Origin of the sequence: Micromonospora sp. DT53, from assembly GCF_049841535.1 — a bacterium.
Lineage (GTDB): Bacteria > Actinomycetota > Actinomycetes > Mycobacteriales > Micromonosporaceae > Micromonospora.
Genome location: NZ_JBNCKM010000011.1, coordinates 190,546 through 210,303 on the forward strand (window position 1 = coordinate 190,546; position 19,758 = coordinate 210,303).

The 19,758-nt window shown below is 71.6% G+C and carries 16 protein-coding genes and 1 riboswitch; of the genes, 10 read left to right on the top strand and 6 right to left on the bottom strand.

Annotation, left to right across the window (positions count from 1 at the left end; translation table 11 throughout):
* Window positions 1-19: 19 nt before the first annotated feature.
* Window positions 20-1,183 (bottom strand): glycosyltransferase family 2 protein, encoded by a 1,164-nt coding sequence (locus ACLQ3B_RS29335; protein ID WP_425783933.1) that lies wholly within the window; start codon window positions 1,181-1,183, stop codon window positions 20-22.
* A 279-nt stretch (window positions 1,184-1,462) separates the two neighbouring features.
* Here ACLQ3B_RS29335 and ACLQ3B_RS29340 point away from each other — a divergent pair, with 279 nt between their 5' ends.
* From ACLQ3B_RS29340 to ACLQ3B_RS29360, 5 genes are all read left to right on the top strand, one after another.
* Window positions 1,463-2,227, top strand: a complete 765-nt coding sequence (locus ACLQ3B_RS29340; protein ID WP_425783934.1) for a S1 family peptidase — start codon at window positions 1,463-1,465, stop codon at window positions 2,225-2,227.
* 219 nt (window positions 2,228-2,446) lie between these two features.
* Window positions 2,447-3,682, top strand: a complete 1,236-nt coding sequence (locus ACLQ3B_RS29345; protein WP_425783935.1) for an acyltransferase family protein — start codon at window positions 2,447-2,449, stop codon at window positions 3,680-3,682.
* Between the two features lie 92 nt (window positions 3,683-3,774).
* Window positions 3,775-4,191 (top strand): hypothetical protein, encoded by a 417-nt coding sequence (locus tag ACLQ3B_RS29350; protein WP_425783936.1) that lies wholly within the window; start codon window positions 3,775-3,777, stop codon window positions 4,189-4,191.
* Between the two features lie 131 nt (window positions 4,192-4,322).
* Window positions 4,323-5,093 (top strand): hypothetical protein, encoded by a 771-nt coding sequence (locus tag ACLQ3B_RS29355; RefSeq protein ID WP_425783937.1) that lies wholly within the window; start codon window positions 4,323-4,325, stop codon window positions 5,091-5,093.
* 284 nt (window positions 5,094-5,377) lie between these two features.
* Window positions 5,378-5,519: riboswitch (cyclic di-AMP (ydaO/yuaA leader) on the top strand.
* Between the two features lie 233 nt (window positions 5,520-5,752).
* The gene (locus ACLQ3B_RS29360) at window positions 5,753-6,601 is read left to right on the top strand and encodes a C39 family peptidase (protein WP_425783938.1); all 849 of its coding nucleotides are present in this window, start codon (window positions 5,753-5,755) and stop codon (window positions 6,599-6,601) included.
* A 73-nt stretch (window positions 6,602-6,674) separates the two neighbouring features.
* Here ACLQ3B_RS29360 and ACLQ3B_RS29365 read toward each other — a convergent pair whose 3' ends face one another.
* A complete protein-coding gene (locus tag ACLQ3B_RS29365) occupies window positions 6,675-7,715 on the bottom strand; it encodes a hypothetical protein (RefSeq protein WP_425783939.1) in 1,041 nt (346 codons plus the stop codon).
* A 118-nt stretch (window positions 7,716-7,833) separates the two neighbouring features.
* On the opposite strand from ACLQ3B_RS29365, the gene ACLQ3B_RS29370 reads away from it, so the two are divergent.
* On the top strand, window positions 7,834-8,580 hold the full coding sequence (locus ACLQ3B_RS29370; RefSeq protein ID WP_425783940.1) for an alpha/beta fold hydrolase: 747 nt from the start codon (window positions 7,834-7,836) through the stop codon (window positions 8,578-8,580).
* Window positions 8,581-8,642: 62 nt separating this feature from the next.
* Window positions 8,643-9,575 (top strand): hypothetical protein, encoded by a 933-nt coding sequence (locus tag ACLQ3B_RS29375; RefSeq protein ID WP_425783941.1) that lies wholly within the window; start codon window positions 8,643-8,645, stop codon window positions 9,573-9,575.
* Window positions 9,576-9,602: 27 nt separating this feature from the next.
* On the opposite strand, the gene ACLQ3B_RS29380 is transcribed toward ACLQ3B_RS29375, so the two are convergent.
* The 4 genes from ACLQ3B_RS29380 to ACLQ3B_RS29395 all read right to left on the bottom strand — a co-directional run bounded on the left by ACLQ3B_RS29380 (window position 9,603) and on the right by ACLQ3B_RS29395 (window position 14,693).
* Window positions 9,603-11,291, bottom strand: a complete 1,689-nt coding sequence (locus ACLQ3B_RS29380; RefSeq protein WP_425783942.1) for a CDP-glycerol glycerophosphotransferase family protein — start codon at window positions 11,289-11,291, stop codon at window positions 9,603-9,605.
* Window positions 11,292-11,324: 33 nt separating this feature from the next.
* Window positions 11,325-12,842, bottom strand: coding sequence for a D-ribitol-5-phosphate cytidylyltransferase (locus ACLQ3B_RS29385; protein WP_425783943.1), 1,518 nt, complete (start codon window positions 12,840-12,842; stop codon window positions 11,325-11,327).
* Between the two features lie 146 nt (window positions 12,843-12,988).
* On the bottom strand, window positions 12,989-13,765 hold the full coding sequence (locus ACLQ3B_RS29390) for an ABC transporter ATP-binding protein (RefSeq protein WP_238657093.1): 777 nt from the start codon (window positions 13,763-13,765) through the stop codon (window positions 12,989-12,991).
* 34 nt (window positions 13,766-13,799) lie between these two features.
* Entirely contained in the window at window positions 13,800-14,693 is an 894-nt protein-coding gene (locus ACLQ3B_RS29395) for an ABC transporter permease (protein WP_425783944.1), read from the bottom strand.
* A gap of 180 nt (window positions 14,694-14,873) precedes the next feature.
* On the opposite strand from ACLQ3B_RS29395, the gene ACLQ3B_RS29400 reads away from it, so the two are divergent.
* The 3 genes from ACLQ3B_RS29400 (at window position 14,874) to ACLQ3B_RS29410 (ending at window position 19,740) form a co-directional block, all read left to right on the top strand.
* Window positions 14,874-15,512, top strand: coding sequence for a TetR/AcrR family transcriptional regulator (locus ACLQ3B_RS29400; RefSeq protein WP_425783945.1), 639 nt, complete (start codon window positions 14,874-14,876; stop codon window positions 15,510-15,512).
* A 125-nt stretch (window positions 15,513-15,637) separates the two neighbouring features.
* The gene (locus tag ACLQ3B_RS29405) at window positions 15,638-17,755 is read left to right on the top strand and encodes a DUF6077 domain-containing protein (protein ID WP_425783946.1); all 2,118 of its coding nucleotides are present in this window, start codon (window positions 15,638-15,640) and stop codon (window positions 17,753-17,755) included.
* A 227-nt stretch (window positions 17,756-17,982) separates the two neighbouring features.
* On the top strand, window positions 17,983-19,740 hold the full coding sequence (locus ACLQ3B_RS29410; protein WP_425783947.1) for a CDP-glycerol glycerophosphotransferase family protein: 1,758 nt from the start codon (window positions 17,983-17,985) through the stop codon (window positions 19,738-19,740).
* Window positions 19,741-19,758 lie beyond the last annotated feature (18 nt).

Here is a 19,758-nt window from a genome sequence, read left to right on the forward strand (position 1 = left end):
TGTGGTGTGGTGGAGCCGATCACGGCAGCCGACCAGCGGCCAGCATGTCGCGTCGATCCGGCGCGAGCCGCCCGTCGCGCGTCGGCGCGGCGCCCGCCCCTCGGCCCGGGTCCTCGTCGGCGGCGACCGAACCGTTGTCGGCGCCGCCCTCCGGGCCGGGCCGACGCAGACGACAAGCGACCCGGTGGGCCTGGCGCAGCGCCGAGTACGCCAACCAGTCACCCCGCCCGACGAGGCGGTGCTTGAGCCCGCTCACGCCGGGGGGCAGCGGGTAGCCGCCGGTGGGCAGGTACCGACGGTAGTGCGCGGCGGCCCGGTGGAAGAAGTCGCGCCGCAGGTGTGGGTGCAGCCGGCCGTCGTTACCCACCACCACCAGGTAGTGGTTGATCATCAGCTCGAACAACTCGGCCTGCAACCGCTCGTCCGGGTGCTTGCGCGCGACCCAGTCCAGCAGCCGCTCGTACTGGGCGAAGGCGTCGAAGTGCCGGCCGCTGCGGGTGGAGGTGATCGCACCCTGGCGGCCCTGGCGGTACAGGTAGCAGACCCGGTCCAGCACGGAGACCTTCTCGGCCCCGATCAGCAGGGGATGGCTGAACGGGATGTCCTCGTACCAGCCGGGGAAGAAGCGCAGCTCCAGCTCGTCCATGAAGTCCCGGCGGACCACCTTGTTCCAGGCGGTGTGCTGCACCCGCAGCAGCTGCGGTTGGTCGGCCAGCCGGGTGACGCCTGTGATTCCGCGCAGCAGTGGGCTGCTCGCGTCGACCTCCCGCCGGCCGTCCTCGTGCACCCGCAGGTGGTCGAGCATCAGCACGTCGGGCTGTTGCTGGCGCAGCCGGTCCAGCACCGCCGCGATCGTGCCCGGTGGCAACCAGTCGTCGCTGTCGACGAACCAGACGTATCGGCCGGTGGCCACGTCGAGCCCGGCGTTGCGGGCCAGCCCCAGACCCACGTTGCTGCTCAGGTGCACGACGCGGACGCCGTCACGGCCGACCGCGTACGAGCGGAGCATGTCGCCGCAGCCGTCCGGGGAGGCGTCGTCGACGGCGATCAGCTCGACCGCGTCCGACTCGCCCGCCGGGATGTTGGCCCGGATCGACTCGAGGCACTGGTACAGGTACGCCTCGACGCCGTAGACGGGCACGACGATGCTCAGCAGCGGTGCGTGCGTCGGCTCATTGACCACGTCCGCCACCTTCGACGACCTGGGTGGCCGGCCCCGGAACCTGACGTTGCCGCCGATGGTGGAGTCCCTGAACTCCCGCCCAGCGGAAGGTTAACGACGGCCGACGGGGCTTCCCAGATCCTGGGAGACCGGGAAACTCCGTCCGGTGACCACACGCTGGGCGGCCCGCCCGCCTCTGGGACGCCCGTCATCGGCGGGGCAGCGCGGAGGGCCGACGTCAAGTGAAGATCGTCGACGCCTGTTCCGATTGATGGAGGTCATATGAAAAGGTTGACGGCAGTGTTCCGGGCCACGGGGGGAGCCGGTCACACCAGAGGCGGTCGCATCACACGCGCCGCCGTCCTGCTCGCCGCACTGTTGGTCACCGCCCCGCTGGTCGCTCCCGGGTCGGCCGCCGCCGCACCCGCGCCGATCATCGGGGGTGAGACCCAGACCGACGCCGATGGACTCGCCGCGGTGCTCATCGACGGTCAGTACAACTGCTCCGGCTCGATCGTCGACAACTACTGGGTTCTCACCGCGCGGCATTGCATCTACTCGGGTAGCACCCGGATCGCGGACAGTCGGATCAGCGTCCGGGTCAAGAGCATCTACTACTACACGGGGGGTGGCGTGGTAAACGTCGCCGACTCCCGGGTGCGAACCAACCACGATATCGCGATGCTCAAGCTCAACCGGTCCGCGAACGCCCAGCCGGTCCGGCTGCCCACGGCCACCACCAAGGTCGGTGCCACCACCTACGCCTTCGGGTGGGGTCGGACCTGCGCGACCTGCGCGCCCTCGGCCATCCTGCGCCGGGCCACCCAGCAGGTCAACTCCATCGACGACACCGACTATCACGGCGGTCGGGCGATCCGCACCACCGGCATGAACGGGGACTCGTGCTTCGGTGACTCCGGAGGTCCGTTGTTCAAGCTCGTCGACGGTATGCGCTATCAGGTGGGGGTGCTCTCCATGGTCAGTTCCGGGTGTACCGGCACTGCGTATTGGGGGACTGTGCCGGACAGCAGAGACTGGATCTTGGATGTGATGGCCACCGTCTAGCCAGCACGACGCCGTGTGAGCGGGCTGGGCCGGTCGCGGTCCGGCCCGCTTCGCGTCCGGACACCCGTGGGACGCGTCCGGTTCACCCTGTAGTGACCCGGTAGGGTGCCTCGGTGCGGCCCTGCCGGGTCGTCGTGGGCGTCGCCGTCGCGCCGTCCGACGCCGCGACGAGGAGGCTACGACCGTGCTGGTGACCCTGCCGAGCGCCGGGATCCCGGCATGACGAGTGTCGCCGCGACGTCGGCCGCCCGGCCCGCCCCGGCCCTGCCCCGGTTGCCCTCGCTGACCGGACTGCGTTGGATCGCCGCTCTGCTGGTCTTCGGCTTTCACGCCGGCACCATGCGGATCATCGCCGAGCCGGACTACAAGGCCGTCATCGACGCGCTGTTCACCCTCGGTCTCTCCGGGGTGCAGTTCTTCTTCATCCTCAGCGGTTTCGTACTGGTCTGGTCGGCCCGCGCGGGCGACTCCCGGCGTACGTTCTGGCGGCGGCGGGTCGCCAAGATCTACCCGAACCACCTGGTGCTGTTCGCGGCCACGCTGCTGGTCGCCTGGTGGTTCGCCGACCCGGTCCTGCCGGCGGCCGCCCTGGAGAACCTGCTGCTGCTGCAGGCGTGGGACCCCCGGCCGGGCTGGTTCTACAGCCTCAACACCGTCAGCTGGTCGCTGTCCTGTGAGTTCTTCTTCTACCTCTGTCTGCCGCTGGCGTTGCCGCTGCTGCGCAGGGCCCGGCCGAAGCTGCTGTGGGCGCTGATCGTCGCGCTGCCGCTGCTGATCCTCGCGCTCTGGCCGGCCCAGGAGCTGGTGCCGGAGGTGAGCCGGTGGTGGTTCACCCAGATCTTCCCGCCGGTACGGTCGCTGGAGTTCTGGTTGGGCGCGGTGGCGGCCGAGTTGATGCGCCGAGGGCTCTGGCGCGGTCCCGGCCTGCGGGTGGCCAGCGGGATCTTCCTGGTCACCTGGGTGACGGCCGCGCAGTGGATCCGCGCCGAGCTGTGGACCACGCTGCTCGCTGTCGCCTACCTGTTGGTGATCACCGCCGCCGCGGACGCGGACGTGCGGGGTCGGCGCTCGCCCTGGCGGTCCCGGCCGCTGGTCTGGCTCGGTGAGGTCTCGTTCGCCTTCTACCTGGTGCACGTGCTGGTGATGACGAGCGTGCTGCGCTGGAGCGGAACCTGGGGGATCGGCTTCGCGGGCTGGCGTGGCCCGGCCGTGGTGCTCGGCTTCCTGGCGGCGAACCTGATCCTCGCCGGGCTGCTGCACCGCTACGTCGAAACCCCGATGATGCGCCGGCTCGCGCCGCGCCGTGCGGCCCGTCCGGCGCCCGTCCCCCGACAACGCACGGCCGGCGACGACGACGCACGGGACCCCGGAAGCAGCGCCCGCGGCGAGGTCGACGGACCTGCCGACGAGGTCGGTCAGGCCGGCGGTCGATCACCGTACGTCGACAGGCGCTGACAGCGTCCACCCTGGTCAACGGGGTCGGCGCGGCGTGATCCGACACGCCCGTGGTCGGTGCGCCCGGGTCGGCGCGACGGTAGCGTGGAGGCGTGCTTCCGGTCGCGTTCACCTGTCCGCTGTGGTGGGTGGCGCGCTGGGCGACGCGGGTGCTGACCAGCCTCGCCGTCGTCGCGGCCCTGGCGCTCGGCGCAGGCCCGGCCACGGCCGCCGCGCCAACGTCCAGCCAGGCGCCCGCCCCGGGCGTGGTGCCGGCCCTCGTCGCCGGAGGGCCGCTGGCGGCCTCCTGCCGACAGGTGGGGGCGCACAGTGCGGCGCGCCCGGCGATGCCGCCAGAGGCCGCCGAGGCGTCGGCTCCAGCATGGTCGGTCGACACGCCGGCGACGCTCCCCGCTGATCAGGGCACCGTCGCCGCGAGCGGGCTGTCGATCCGCGCGGCCGAGTCCGACCGGCTGCCCGTCGTCGACACGGCGAGCGGTCGGGCCTCCCGGGCCCCACCCCGGCGCTGAGCCACGGGGCCGACCGTCCCGTCACCGCGCCCTGTCGACCCACCCGCTTCCTACCCCGCCGACCCGTGGCCCTCCGTGCCCGCTGGTTGGCGCGGCTCCCATCGCGCTGTTCTCTCCCCGAGGTGCCGACCATGGAGACCGTCGTCTTCTACCAGTTCGTGACCGAGGTGCCGCAGGCCGCCGCCATCTGGTCCACCCTGTTCCTGTTGACCCTGGGCCTCCTCACCGTGCTGGCCGCCCGCCCCGAACGGGACCAGCCCACGGACGACAGGCCCCCGGCCGTGCCCAGCGCACGGGAGGTGGCCGCCGCCGACGCCGTCGACAGGCGCCGCTACGCCGAGGAGGTGGCCGTCGCCGCGGCCGGCGCGGCCACGACCGCCCGGCGGCGACGCGCCACCTGGCTGACCGCTCAGGAGCAGCTGGAGCGGGCCTGGATCGGGTACGACGAGGCGGACACCGCCGCGCGTCGCTTCGCGGGCGCCGGGGCGCTGCCCACTCCGCAGACGCCGCACACCCCCGCCGAGTACGCGGCCCGGGAGCGCTATCTGCACCGCACGGCGATGACGGCGTACTGGCGGGGCGACCTGACGATGGCCCAGCTCGGCGACGTGTTCGGGCACCGGCGCGGCTGGGATCCCCGACGACACCCGGTCGAGCAGGAGGTGCTGATCAGTCGGGTGGTCCGGGACGCGCGGCTGGCCGACTACCAGGTGGCCGCCGGCCGCGAGCGGGCCGCCTGGCGCGACGCCGAGTTGGCCGCCGAGTCGGCTCGCATCCTCGCCGAGGAGGCGTACGCGGCGGTGGCCCGGTTGTGCCCGACCCCGGTGCCCGCCCGCCGGACGGTGGCCGGGGCGTTGCGTCCCGCCGTCGTGGCACGGTGGCGTCCGGCCCGGGTGGGTTGAGCCCGATCTGTGACGTGAGGCCGGTCACCCGATCACGGAATCGGACGGCCGGCACGATCGGCGCCATTGTTCCCGCGAATGTGGTCGCGTTCTTTACGGCCTGTCCGGTTGTCGCCCGCAGGCGTCGCCGTAACCGGTTGTCCCATCGAGTCACGTCATCGGCAAGACGCGCAGAAATTGGCGCGCCAATTGGGGTTTACGCAGGTGAACCTGGCTTGGCAGGGCGCGGAGTGGCCAGTAGTGTCGTCCCGTCCGGTGCGGTAACCGATCGCAAGACGCGACGCCGCATCGACCCGCTCAATCGTGATCAACGAACCGGGGACCCACCAGTAAGTCCGGGGTGAATCCGCGAGCCACGGCCCGCGGTAGGGCGATCTTCCCGCCCGAATCCGTCAGCTAACCCGGTAGGCGGTGTCGGAAGGAGTCAACTCCTCGTGCAGCACCTTTCCACCCCTCGGTTGTTCCCTCGCCTCCACGGCGCGGCGGTGCGCCCGCTCACTCGTCCAGTGACGGTGAGCTGACCCCCGGGTCATCGCCCTTCCCGCCCGGCCACTCCGGGCGTTCCCCTGAGCGGTTCACCATCCGCGGACCACGGTCCGCGCGCTGGCGCCTGCCCGGATACCGGTCCGGCCCCGGTGTGCCGCTCTCCCCCTCGACCCGTGGAGGACCCCGTGAAGCACACCCTGCAGCGTCAGCTCCGCCGCCTCGCCACCGAGCGTCCGTACCAGATCGTCGCCGCCTCCGCCGCGGCCCTCGCGATCGCCACCACCACCGGCGCCCTGCTCACCACGGCCGACGACGCCCCGGCCGGCCAGCGCACCGCGACCACTGTCGCCGAGATGCGCAGCGACGTCGCCGCCTCCCGTGGCGACGCTCGGGACGCGTCCCCCTCGGCCAGCACCGCGCCGAGCACGGCCGCCCCGGCCACCAGCGCCGCGTCACCCGCCGCGAAGGCCAGCAGCAACCCGGACCTGACCCGGAAGCCGGAGCGGCCGAAGCCGCCCGCGACCAAGGTGCTCGACTACGACTACGAGGCGCAGAACACCTACTACAACTGCGGTCCGGCGGCCACCCGCAACGCGCTCAGCGCCGCCGGCATCGACCGCACCCAGGAGGAGCTCGGCGCCGAGCTGGGCACCACCGAGATGGGCACCAACTCGGCCGAGGACACCACCCGGGCGCTCAACGCCGAGGTGAAGGGCTCCCCGTACCGGACCCGGATGTTCCCCGGCGCGCCCAGCCCGGCACAGATGGACCGGCTCCAGGCCGACGTCGTGAAGGCCATCACCGACGGCCGGGGCGTGGTGGCGAACGTCGTCGGCGATGCCACCGACACCGACGGCGGCTGGCACTCCTACGGCGGCGGGCACTACATCGCCGTCGTGGGTTACAAGGACAACGGCCGCACCGTGCGGATCGCCGACTCGGCGAACCCGGCCGACCCGTCGTACTGGGTCACCACGATCGACCTGGCCAACTGGATCACCAGCCGGGGCTACTCCGCCTGACCCAGGTGTGTGGAAACGCCGCGGGCGCCGGCCCCCACTAGGGGCCGGCGCCCGCGGCGTCTTCGTATCCCGCTCAGTAGTCGATGAAGCCGTACAGCGCGAGGTGGTTCGACTTCGTCCCGCTGACCGTGTGGCCGATGCTGGACGGCCGCACTCCGCCCTTCACGAACAGATAGTCGATCTTGCTGGAACCGCTGGTGGCCGCCGAGCCGTAGCCGGTCATGCCGTACCCGCTCAACGTGCTGGCCGCGATGCCCGTGCGGTTCGCGTCGATGCCCACGATCCGGATCGTGGAGGCGTTCAGCAGGCTCGTCGCGTCGGCACCCAGGTGGATGCCGCTGTTGGCGATGCCCCGGTCACCGTCGCCGGCGCACGCGTTCTGCCGGTTCTCCTGCGGCAGGTGCATGGTCGCCGCGAACACGCTGGTGCCGGTCGCCTTGATGGTGAATCGGGCCGCGATGGCGCTGGTCCGCTTCCACTTGTAGTAGTCGGTGCTGTCCGGGTCGCTGTTCGGCGGCTTGTACAGCGTGCACCCGGCCCCGTCGGCGTACGCGGTGCCCGGCTTGAGCCAGCCCGCGCTCCAGTACTTGGAGATGTCGCCGGCGGCGAGGCTGAGCGTCCTGGTGTTCCAGATGATCCCGTTGGTCTGCTTCTTCTTCAGGTCGCCGAGCGACTGGGAGCTGCACTTGTGGGTGCTGCCCCACGGCTCCGGGTCGCTCCAGGCCACGATCGCCCCGTACGTGCCCGCCGGGTAACCGAACTTGGCCGACAGTTGATCGGCGTACGCCTCGGCCTGGCCGGTGCCGCGCACCTGCTGCACGATGAGGATGTCGGGTGCCACTACACCGCTGGTGCCGGTGCGTCCGGCGTCGTCGACCAGGATCGAGGTCAGGTGGTCCGGTCCGGAGATCCGGGTGCAGCTCCCGTCGGAGTTGTTCACCACCAGGTTCTCGATGTTGTTGTTGTAGACGCGCAGGACGCGATCGGCCGCCGCGACACCCGCGACGCGTACCGGCGTGCTCGCCGGTGTGCCGAGCGCGGGCACTGCCGGCGCGGTGCCGACCGCGACGAGCGCCACCGCCGCCACCAGTGTTGATCGATACCCTCTGAGCACGGGGCTCCTCTCCGTGACGATAATGCCCGTCCAGACGCCGCACTCTACAGTGGATCTTCGTCGGTCGGGTCCGCGCACGACGCTCGTACCTGGCCGCTAACCGTGGGAGACTGCGGCCGTGGTGGATGAATCGGGTGGTCACGCCGGCCGTGGGCCGGTCCTGCTCCTGCTGCACGGCATGGGGGCGACCGGCGACGTGTGGCTGCCCTGGGCGCCACTGCTGGAGCAGCACTGGCCCGGTCGGTGGCTGGCACCGGACCTCGCCGGCCACGGCTTCGCGCCGCCGCTGCCGTCGTACTCCTTTGTGGGCTTCGCCCAGCGGATGGCGCAGGCCCTCGCCCCCGACGACCGGCTGGTCGTGCTCGGGCACTCGCTGGGTGGGGTGGTCGGCCTCGCGTTGGCCGCCCGCGACGCCGGAACGCCTGTGGACGCGGTGGTCGGGCTCGGCATCAAGGCGCTCTGGTCACCCGCGGAGCTGACCCGCGCCGCCGAGGTCGCGGCCCGTCCGGTGAGCTGGTTCGCCAGCCGCACCGAGGCGGCTCGCCGGTACCTGCGCGTCTCCGGACTGGCCGGCCTGCTCCCACCGGATCACCCGGTGGTGGACGCCGGTCTGCGCCAGGTCGACGGCCGGTGGCGCCTCGCCATGGACCCGGCCGCCTTCGCCGTCGGCGAGCCCGACCTGGCCGCACTGCTCGCGGCGACCGACGTGCCGGTGGTCCTGGCGCGCGGGGAGAACGACCCGATGGTCACCGACGAACAGCTCAAGGAGTACGGCGTACCGATCGCCACGCTGCCCGGTCTCGGGCACAACGCGCACGTGGAGGACCCGTCGGCGGTGCTGGCGCTGCTCGACCCGTACCGCTGAGGTCGTTCGTCGGCAGGAAATCGCTCGTGCCGCCCCACCCCGGCCAATACGATCCGGCGTTGATGTCCACCGTCGAGCACACCCTGATCACCACCGTGAGCCTGAACGTCGTCGACGCCCGACTCGACGACGCGGCGCGTCGCTGCCGGCCACTCCTCGCGTCGCTCGGCGCGGTGAGCCTCGAGGCGTCCCGCACCGAGGTCGACGGCCCCCGCAGCGGGGTGAACCTGGACCTCACGCTGACGCCGACCACCTCCTCCGCGTCCGGCGGGGAGGCGGTGCGCCAGGTGGCCGCTCCGCTGCTGAAGCGCTTCCGGTGGGGTCGTGGCGACCTGGACGTGGACGAGTCGGCGGCGGGCTACCCGATGGGCTTCGCCGCCGGTCGGGAGCGGACGACCGACGGGGTGACGCCGATCTGCGTGTCCATCGGGGCGGTCGCCGACGCGGCAGAGGAATGGTGGGACCCGCCCGAAGGGCTGCCCACCGAGGAATCTCCCACCCCCGTCCGGCGACGGGTCAGACGACTGCCGTGGGCGGGGTCCGACGACGACGCCGTGGTGCGGGTGCACGCCCGCCTGCTGGCCCCGGACCTCGACACGGCCCTGGTCCGCTGCCTTCCGCTGCTGGGGCGGCCGGACGCGTGGTCCGTCGACCTCCACCCGTTGACGGTCGACGGGGATGGCGTCTGGGGTCTGGCCCTCATCATGGCGCCCAGTCCGGTCGGCATGTCACCACGGGCTTCCTTCGGGGCCGAGGTGGACGCGCTGGCGGCGGAGTTCGGGTTGCCGGCCGAGCACCTGCGTACCCACACCCTCGGATCGTGGCCGGTGCGGTCGCTGGAGACGAACCGGCCGCCCGCCGAGGCGCCGACTGTCGATGCCCTGTACGGGCGGACCGGCGCCGACCCGTTCGACCCGAGGCCGGCCGACCAGCCGGTGGAGACCCGGGAGATGGTGATCGTGGTCGACGCAGCGCCTCGGCTCGGCCTGGGCTAGCCGACCCGTGGGGCCCGATGGTCCGGATCAGGCCAGCGGGGAGAGCTGCGCGGACCCCTCGCTCACGCGGTCGTCCGGCAGCGCCAACTCCCGGCGGGCGGCGGCCAGGAACGCCTCGGCGTACGACTCGGCCGGGAAGTCACCCAGGTAGCGGCGGCGGGTGGCCCAGCGGGCCTCGGCCAGCGGGTCGGTGTCCAACAACGCGGTCAGCACCTCGTCCACGTTGGACATGTCCCGGCGCAGCACGTAACCCGACCCGGCCAGCGGGAACCGCTCCACGAACCGGTCGCCCTCGTCGCCCATGTCGGTGACCGCGTACGGCTTGCCGGAGTAGAGGAAGTCCGAGATCACGCCGGACACGTCGGAGACCAGCGCGTCGGAGGAGTTGACGCACTCGGTCAGGCTCAGCTCCCGGGCCGCCGCGCCGACCACGTGCTGTCGGCCGGTGCGGGCCCGGTCGGCGAGGAGCAGCTCGGTCAGGCGGCCCAGCTGGCGGGCCGACGCCGGGTTCTGCCCGGTGTACGGGTGGGCCCGCAGGATCACCGTCGCGCCGCGCTCCAGCAGCCGGTGCAGCAGCTCTTCGGCAACCGGCAGCGAGCAGTAGTCGGCGTCGGCGTGGTGCCCGGTCCAGGTGGGCGTGTACAGCACCGTCGGGTGCGCCAGCCCACGCGCGGGCTCCGGGCGTACCTCGATCGACTCGACCTGTGGGCGACCCACCACCACGAACTTGTCCGCAGGGATCTGCACCCCGGCGCGGCCGTACCTGTCGATCGCCGCCTGCCCGGCCACGAAGATCCGGTCGAAGATCCCGGACACCGGGTTGGCGCTCGGCGCCTTGTCGCTGTCGCCGTGGTGCAACTGGATGTGGGTGAGCTGGGTGAAGCGGACGCAGTGGCTGTTCTTCGCCCCGTGGTTGACGTAGAACGCCACGCGCAGGCTCGGCACCAACACCTCGTCCAACGCCCCCAGGGTGGGGCAGTAGACCACCGGCGAGTCGGTGGCCGCCGCGATCGGGGCCAGGAACTCCGGCTCGCGCAGCACGACCAGGAACGGCCGGCCGATCCGTTCCAGGTACGGCAGCCACATGGTGACCTGGTATTCCGACCCGGGAGGCGCGGAGAAGTAGAGCAGGAACTCCGGCTGGTACCGGCGCAGCGCGGCGGCCACCGGCCCGCCGCCGGCCCTCGGCCGGAACCGCCGCCGGGCCAGGTCCAGTGCGACCGCGCCGGCGCCCGCGCCGACCAGCAGGCTGGCGGCGAGCGCCACGCCGGCCGGCAGGGCGAGCGCGGCGGCGAGCGCCAGGGCCGCGAGCAGTCCGAGCAGAGCCGTGCCGAGCCGGTCGGCGATCAGCGGCGTCCACGCGCGTACCGGCAGGTTGACCGCCCGGATCTCCAGACTGCCGGCGGTGCGCAGCGGCCCCACCAGCAGCACCAGCCCCAGCAGGACCAGCCCGGTGGCGACCAGCGCGAGGTTGAGCCCGTCGTCCAGCCGCCGGGAGTAACCGACAAGGATCGCGGCGGCGATCAACGTGGTCTCCGCCACGAGGTCGGCGCTGGGCCGGATCCGCTGCTCGGCGGCCGAGGCGGCCAGCGCGGCGACGGCCAGCGCCAGCCCCCAACCGGTGGCGCCGGTGAGCGCCAGCACGACAAAGGCCAGCACGGCCAACCCGGTGGTCAGGCACCGGGCGGCCAGCTTTCGGACCAGGTCGCCGCGCATGTCGCTCCGTTCGTGGTTCCGCAGCCGTCGGCGTCAGTTCGTGGACGTCGCGCCGGCCGCTGCGTCGACCCGACCCGACCCGGCTTGGGCCGGCACGCTCGGCGTGGGCCCGTCGCCGGGTGCCCGGCGTACGTCGATCACCTGGCCGGTCAGGTCGGAGATCAGCACGTCCAGCGACGACTGGGCGACGGCCTCCGCGGCGAGCAGGGTGTGCTCCGGCTCCTCGCCGAAGGCCCGCGTCCGCATCGGGGTGGCGGTGCGCTCCGGGTTGATGCAGTTGACGCGGACACCGACGTCGGCCCACTCGTCGGCGAGCGCCTGGGTGAGGTTGACCAGGGCGGCCTTGGTGGCCGAGTAGAGCGCGTAGCGGGCCCGGCCCCGGGTGTACGAGCTGGAGGTGTAGAGCAGCAGCTGACCCTTGGTCTGCTGGAGGTACGGGAGGGCCTGGCGGGCGATGGTCACCGGGCCGACGAAGTTGACCTGGAGCAGCCGGTCCATGGTCTCCTCGTCCATCTCGGCGAGGGCGCCCTTCTCCAGGATGCCGGCGGTGACCACCACGTGGTCGATCCGGCCGGTGGCCTCGAAGGCGGTGGTCAGCGCGGCAGCGACGTCCTCGGCCCGCTCCACGTGGGTGCCCGTGCTGGAACGGCTGAACGGGAAGACCTGGGCGCCGTAGCGTCGGGCCAGCTCGGTCAACTCGTGGCCGATGCCGTAGCTGCCGCCGAACACCACGATGGTGCGGCCGGTCAGCTCCTCGCTGTAGCTGCGGTGGTCGGTCAGCCGGGGCGCCTGCGCCGCGGCGAGCTGGAAGAGCTTGTCCGCCAGGTGCACGTCGACCGGGTGGGTGACCTTGATGTTCTCGTCGGAGCCGTCGATCACCTTGATCGGGGTGCCCGGCAGGTAGCGCAGCACCACGCCGCAGTCGTCGGTGGCGGCGAAGTCCGGGTCGTCCTCGGCGATCCGGTACGCCGCGCGGATCGTGGGGGAGCGAAACGCCTGCGGGGTCTGGCCCCGGCGCAGCCGGGAGCGCACCGGGATGTCGGTGATGCAGTCGTTGTCGTCGACCTGGATGATCGTGTCCGCGGAGGGGATGGCCACGTCCACCGCGTCGTAGCTCCAGAGCGCGTTGACGCACTCACGCACGATCCGGCCGCTGAGCAGCGGGCGCACCGCGTCGTGGAAGAGGATGTTGCAGTCTTCCGGGCCGACCGCGTCCAGAGCGATCCGGGTGGTCGCGTTGCGGGTGTCCCCGCCCTCGATCACCTTGGTGACCTTGCGCAGGCCGGCCTTCTCGACGATCTGCTGGGCGTCCTCGACGTGGCCGGTGGCCATCAGCACGATGATCTCGTCGATCTCCGGTGCCGTCTCGAAGACCGCCAGGGTGTGCTCGATGATCGGCTTACCGGCGATCTTCAGCAGTTGCTTCGGGATGCCGAGGCCCAGCCGGGTCCCGGTGCCGCCGGCCAGAACCACCGCCACTGTCCGCGAGGGCCGCCACGGCGTCGGGGTCTCCGCTTCGGCGTCCGGGCCAGTGGTCTGGTCCTGCGTCATTGCCGGATCCTCACTCTCAGGGATGCGTTAACGGAAGGTTCCGCCCGAGCGGCGACGGAATGAACCTTAACGCGCGGACCGCGCCGCCCCCACGCGGGCGACGCGGTCCTCAGGTGCCATGTCGGTGCCGGACGTTCGCCGGAACTCTACTTGCTGTTGGCGTACGCCTCGTACGCCCGGATGACCTCGTCGGTGGGGCCATCCATCCGGATGACGCCCGATTCCAGCCAGATCGTCCGTTCGCAGGTGTCCCGGACGGAGGAGAGTTGGTGGCTGACCAGGAACACCGTCCCCGCGCCCTCCCGCAGCTCCCGCACCCGCTGCTCGCTGCGCTTGCGGAAGCCCTTGTCGCCGGTGGCGAGCGCCTCGTCGATGAGCAGCACGTCGTGCTTCTTGGCGGCGGCGATGGAGAACCGCAGCCGGGCCGCCATGCCGGACGAGTACGTCCGCATCGGCAGGCTGGCGAAGTCACCCCGCTCGTTGATCCCGGAGAAGTCGATGATCCCGGCCGCCTGCTTGGCCACGTCATCGGGGTGCATGCCCATGGCCAGGCAGCCGAGGACGACGTTGCGCTCCCCGGAGAGGTCGTTGAGCAGGGCGGCGTTGACGCCCAGCAGCGACGGTTGCCCCTGGGTGTGGATGGCGCCCCGGTTGACCGGCAGCAGGCCGGCGATGGCCCGCAGGATTGTGGACTTGCCGGAGCCGTTGCTGCCGATCAGCCCGATCGCCTCGCCCCGGTACGCGGTGAAGGAGACGCCCTTGACCGCGTGCACCTCCCGGACGTTCGGCGCGTGGGTGCGCTTGACCAGCCGGCGCAGCGCGGCCACCGGCGTGGTGCCACCGGCGGCGCCCTGGTGCACCCGGTAGATGATGTGCGCGTCGTCCACGACCACTGTCGGGATGCGCTCCTGCGTGCGGGTCATCGTCGCGCTCGCCTCGATGGGGGCGTCGAAGTGCTCAACCACGGCCGTACTCCTGTTCGCCGCGCCAGAAGTAGATGAAACCGCCGATGCCGGCCACCAACGCCCAACCGGCGCCGACCAGCCAGAGCTGGGTCAGCGACTCGTTGAGCAGCGGTGCCTCCTCAAGCAGCGTGTAGCGCGCCAGCTCGATGTAGACCAGCAGGGGGTTGAACTGCACAAGCGTCGTCGCCCAGCCGGGCAGCCGGTCGAAGAGGCTGACGCTGTAGAGGACGCCGGAGCCGTACATCCAGGTCCGCATGATGAACGGCATGACCTGCTTCAGGTCGCTCGACTTGGCGCCCAGCCGGGCCACCAGCAGCACCACACCGGCGTTGAACACCGCCTGCAACAGCAGTGCCGGCACCAGCAGCAACCACTCCCAGGTGAGCGGCTCGCCGGTGACCAGGACGATGCCGATCAGCACCACCATCGAGGCCAGCAGTTGCTGGAACTGGGTGATGGTGGTGGACAGCGGCAGGCTGGCACGGGGGAAGTGCAGCGCCCGGATCAGCCCCAGGTTGCTGCTGATCGACTGGGTGCCGGCCAGGACCGCGCTCTGGGTGAAGTTGAAGATGAACAACCCGGTGGTCAGGTAGGCGATGAAGTTCGGGATGCTGTTCTGTGCGAGCACCACCCCGAAGATCAGGTAGTAGACCGCCGCGTTGGTCAGCGGGGTGAGCACCTGCCAGAGCTGACCCAGCTTGGCGTTGCTGTACGAGGCGACGAGCTTGGCATTGGCGTACGCGGCGATGAAGTGCCGGTAGGCCCATAGTCGGCGGCTGTACTCGACGAGGCTGGGTCGCTCACCGGCGACCCTCAGCCCGTGCCGAGCGGCCAGCTGCGCCTGGGTCAGGCCCGTGGCGGGGTCGACCAGCGCGGTGGTGGCCATGGAAATGGCGCTCCGATCTTTCGTGCAGACGGGGGTTGCTCGCGACGATCGAATCCTAGTGGGAAGTGTGCGCGGGGCGCCGCCTCGTCGCTGCGTGGACAGTAGTCCGAAACACGTCGGGACGCAACCGTACCGTCGTTGCGCTACGCTATCCGGCGTGACCTGCGATAAGAGCCCTCGATGACGACCGAGAAGAGGCGGGCGCCGGCCGGCGCGGCGGTGCTGCGGGACGAGATCACCACGGCGATCCGCCGCGCGCTGATGCAGGAGCTCGCCGCGGTCGGCTACGGCCGGCTCTCCATCGAGGCGGTGGCCCGGCGGGCCGGCGTCAGCAAGACGGCTGTCTACCGACGGTGGAGCTCCAAGCTCGACCTGGTGTTGGAGATGGTCGCCGCCGCGGCGCACGGCAAGCTCCCCGCTCTGGACACCGGCACGCTGCGCGGTGATCTCGCGCTGCTGTTCCAGGCGGTGGCGCACGCGCTCCGGCACCCACTGGCATCGCAGATCATTCCGGACCTGCTGGCCGAGGCCGCCCGCAACCCCAGCATCGACGCGACCCTGCGTCAGGTGCTGCACGCCCGGCAGCAGGAGATCGGCGGTCGCCTGGTGACCCGTGCCGTGCAGCGTGGCGAACTGCCCGCCGACACCGAGCCGGACGCCGCCATCGACCTCATCGTGGGTCCGCTCTACTGGCGGCTCGCCATCGCCCGTCTCCCGCTCACCGACGGTTACCTGGACAACCTGGTCGAATCCGTGGCGGCCGGGCTCGGCGCCGACAGCGTCCTGCCCCGTCCCCGGGAGGCTCCGATCTCGGGTTGACCAGCACCCCGACACTCGGTCGCCGGTAGCGGCGGCACCCCTGCCCGATTCCGCTACGCTGCCCCCTTGACAGCCGGCCGTCACCCTGCCGATGCCTCTCATCCGCCTGACGAGTAAGGACGCCCGTGGCCAACGTCGACAGCATCGCCGTAGCGCCCGCCGAACCGGATCCGACGGCGCGGAACGGGCCGGCATCCCGGCCCGCCGGCGCTCGCGCGGGGCTGTCCCGGGTACGCGCGCTGGTGGCCGTCGCCCCGGCGGTGCTCACCGATGGCGCCGTGATCGCGTTCGCGCTCTTCACCGTGCTCTACCACCTGGCCTTCCTGGGGGACCTGCGTCCGTCGGTGACCTTCCGGATCTGGCTGCTGGCCTGTGTGGTGCTCGCCGTCGTGGCCGTGCTGCGCGCCCGCCGCCGCGCCGGCGCCCCGGCCGACAGCACCCCGCTCGACAGCGCCCCGGCGGTGCAGGACGAGACCGTCCGCGCACGACCCGCCGCCGACCGCCGCCTGCTGATCGGGGTTCTGGTCGCCGCCGCCGTGGCCGCCATCTCCGCCGGTGTGGCCGGCACCGGCGTCAGCCTCTCCTGGTGGATCCCGGCCGTGGCCGGCCTGCTCGCCGCCGTCGGCGGGCTCCTGCTGGTACGCAAGGCCTGGCTGAGCGGCCCGGCGCCCACCCCGGCCGCGCCGGCGCCCACCCCGGCGCAGTCGGCGTACGCGCTTGTCGTCTCGGTCCTGGTCGGCATCTCCTCGTTCTTCCTGGCCCGCAACACCCCGGACGACGTCTACTACGTCGGCAAGTCGGTGTGGATCGCCGAGCGCGACCTGATTCCGCTCAACGACTTCCTGTTCTCCGAGAACGTGTTGCCGGCCATGGGTTCGCAGCCGCCCATCCCGTCGATCGAGGTCTTCGACGGCGCGTTCGCCAATGTCGTCGGCATCCATGCCAGCTCCGCCCTCTGGTACGTGCTGCTGCCGATCATGGCGGTGCTCGCGGCGCTGGCGCTGTGGCGGCTGACGCACCGGTGGGCCCCGCGCCGTCCGCTGCTCGCCTTCACCGTGGCGATCGCGTACCTGTACCTCGTCGCCGGTGACGATGCCGCACTGGGCACGTTCCACCTGCTCCGGCTGCACGAGGGCAAGGGCATGTTCGTCTCGACGGTCATCCCGCTGATGTGGCTCTACCTGACCGAGTGGTTCGACAACCGTTCGCGTCGCAGCCTGCTGCTCATCGTGGCGCTCTCGATCACCGCGATCGGGCTCACCAACACCGCGGCGATCATCCTGCCGATGCTGGTCGGCGCCGCCGGCTTCGCCATGCTGCTGGTCGGCCGCTGGAAGGCGGCCATCGTCGCGGCGGTCGCCGCCCTCGCGTACCCGATCGGCTCGCTGGTGGTCTCCCGCCTGCTGCTCGGCGGGATGACCGCGACCGGCGCGGACGACACCTTCTTCGACGCGGCGTACACCTACAAGCGGACCCTGCTGTTCGGTGTGGTCGGCGTGATCAGCGGCCTCGCGCTGTGGTGCGGCGCGTTGCTCGCCCGTCGGCGTACGCCCGCGCTGCTCGCCGCCGGCGCCACCCTGGCGTTGAGCGTGTTGTTCGTGCCCGGCGTGCTGGAGCTGCTGAGCGCGTTGAGCGGCATCTCGGTGGTGCTCTGGCGCGTGCCGTGGCTGCTCGCCCTGCCGACCCTTATCGGTCTGCTCTGCACCGTGCGCGTGCCGGCGCCGACCCCGGCGCTGCGCCGGGCGGCATCCGGGGGGATCGCGGTGCTGCTGGTCGCCTCGTTCGCGCTGTTCGCCACCCCGATGTGGTCGTCGAACAGCTGGGTCGAGGTGCACCACCGCCCCACCTGGAAGCTCCCGCAGCAGCGCCAGGCGATCGCGTTCTGGATCAAGGGCCTGGACCGCCCGCAGGGCCTGCTGCTCGCCCCGAAGACGATCATGCGCACCACGCCGATCGTCACCAGCGAGGTCCGGGTCGTCCTGCCCCGCGACTTCTATCTCGTCGAGTACGACCTGAACTCCCAGTTCGCCAAGGACCGGCTGCTGCTCTCCGACTTCGCGGACGGCACCGCCAGCCCGACGCCGGCCGAGCTGACGCCGGCACTGGACCGCCTGGACGTGGGCACCATCTGCGTCTACAACGGCAACCGGTACGCCCGCGACACCGCGCCGCGGCTGGGCTACCAGCAGTTCGCCACGCGCCCGGCGCCCGGCGCGATGACCTGCTTCCGGCGGGCCGACTGAACGCTCTCCCCGCCCGGGCGCCCGACCCCCTGGTGGGGCCGGGCGCGCCACCGCACGGAGCTTTGCCCGAAATGGTGCCGGATACCCGAGCGGCGCCGAGCTGTCCCCTCGCGTTAAGGTCGCAGTCACACGCAGCCGGCCACGATTGAGCCGCTGCGTCACGGGGGAGTGACGTCGGTCCATCACGGGCACCGCCCGCAATGAAATCTCGTAGGGAGCGAACTCGTTTGTTCGGCACGTTGACAGGACGCCTCGGAGTGGCCGCTCAGAGTGCGCTACTGGTACTGGCCTACCTGGTCATGCTCGTCGGCGGCGTATTCGGTTGGATCGGCCTGTTCGCCGTCGCCGGGTTGGCCGCCATCATCGGCGAGTTCGCCGTCGCCCGCTGGTCACCGCCCTCGCAGCTGCTGTTGGAGAAGGTGGGCCTGCACTGGTCGTACCGACAGTTGACCCGGGATCTCGCCGCCGTGTTGCTGGTCGTCGCCGAGGTGCGGCTCAGCGGTGGCGAGCTGACCCTGCTACTCGTACTGCCGGCGGCGGTGTGGGTCGTGTCGGTCTTCGCCGGTGCGTTCTCCACCATGATCGAGCGTCGTAACCCGCTCTCCGCCATGGTGCGCAACATCGAGCTGGGTCCACTGTCGAGCGCCCCCCAGCCGCCCGCCTGGGCGGCGGCGGTCGCCGGCGACCGGATGCCCCTGCTCAACCTGCTACTGGTGCCGGCCGGCGTGGCCGCCGCGGTGCAGCACGATCCGACGCCGTTCATCGTGGCCGGCGCGGTGGCGGTCGTGGCGACCGGTCTGGTGGGCGCCATCATCGCGCTGACCTGGCTCCGGGGTCGGGGCGCGGGGCAGGGCCCACTGCTGCCGGCGGTCCAGCGGTGGCTGGACAGCCACCGGCCGGAGGTGGCGCTCTACTTCGCCGGCCCGGCCAAGGACGTCTACCAGGCGAACATGTGGCTCGCCCCGACCGAGGCGCTGCAGCAGCGCGCGGTGGTGCTGATGCGCAGCCGGGAGGCGTTCCTGGAGTTGGCCGACACCCGTCTGCCGGTGATCTGCGTACCGGCCGGCGTCGACTTCATGAACCTCGACCTCGGCGGCGTCCGCGCGGCGCTCTACTCCGCAAACGTCGGCGCGAACATCCACATGCTCCGCGAGCCGGGTACGAAGCACGTCTTCGTCGGGCACGGCGACAGCGACAAGCAGGCAAGCGTCAACCCCTACAGCAAGGTGTACGACGAGGTCTGGGTCGCCGGTCTGGCCGGTCGGGAGCGCTACGCGCGGGCCGGCGTGGGGGTGCTCGACTCGGACATCGTCGAGATCGGTCGGCCGCAGCTCGCCGGGGTGCACACCTTCGGCGCCGAGTCGGTGGATCGGCCGTTCACCGTGCTCTACGCGCCCACCTGGGAGGGCTGGCTCGACGACGACCCGTACCACACCTCGCTGGTGCTGATGGGTGAGCGGATCGTCAAGGGGGTGCTCGCCACGAATCCTCGGGTTCGCCTGATCTACAAGCCGCACCCGCTCACCGGGTCGCGGTCCAGGGCGGCGAAGGCCGTGCACGACCGGGTCGTGTCGGCGATCCGCGCTGCCGGCGGCAACCCGGACGCGTCCTCGCTGGACGGCACCGCGCACCTGGTGGTCACCGGCCGCACGCCGGGGCTGTTCGACTGCTTCAACCAGACCGACCTGTTGATCAGCGACGTGTCCAGTGTGGTGTCCGACTTCGTGCAGAGTCAGCGGCCGTACGTGGTGGCCAACCCGGCCGGCCTGTCCGAGGACGAGTTCCGCCGCGAGTACCCGACGGCGCGGGCCGCGTACCTGCTCTCCAAGGACTGCGGCGAGTTGGAGAAGATCGTGACGGTCACCCGGGCCGGTGACGACCCGATGACCGAGGCCCGCCGGGACCTGAAGACGTACCTGCTCGGCCCCGCCGAGGCGAACCCGATGGACCGGTTCCAGCAGGAGATCGACCGGCTCTGCCACTGAGCCCCGTCCGCACGGCAT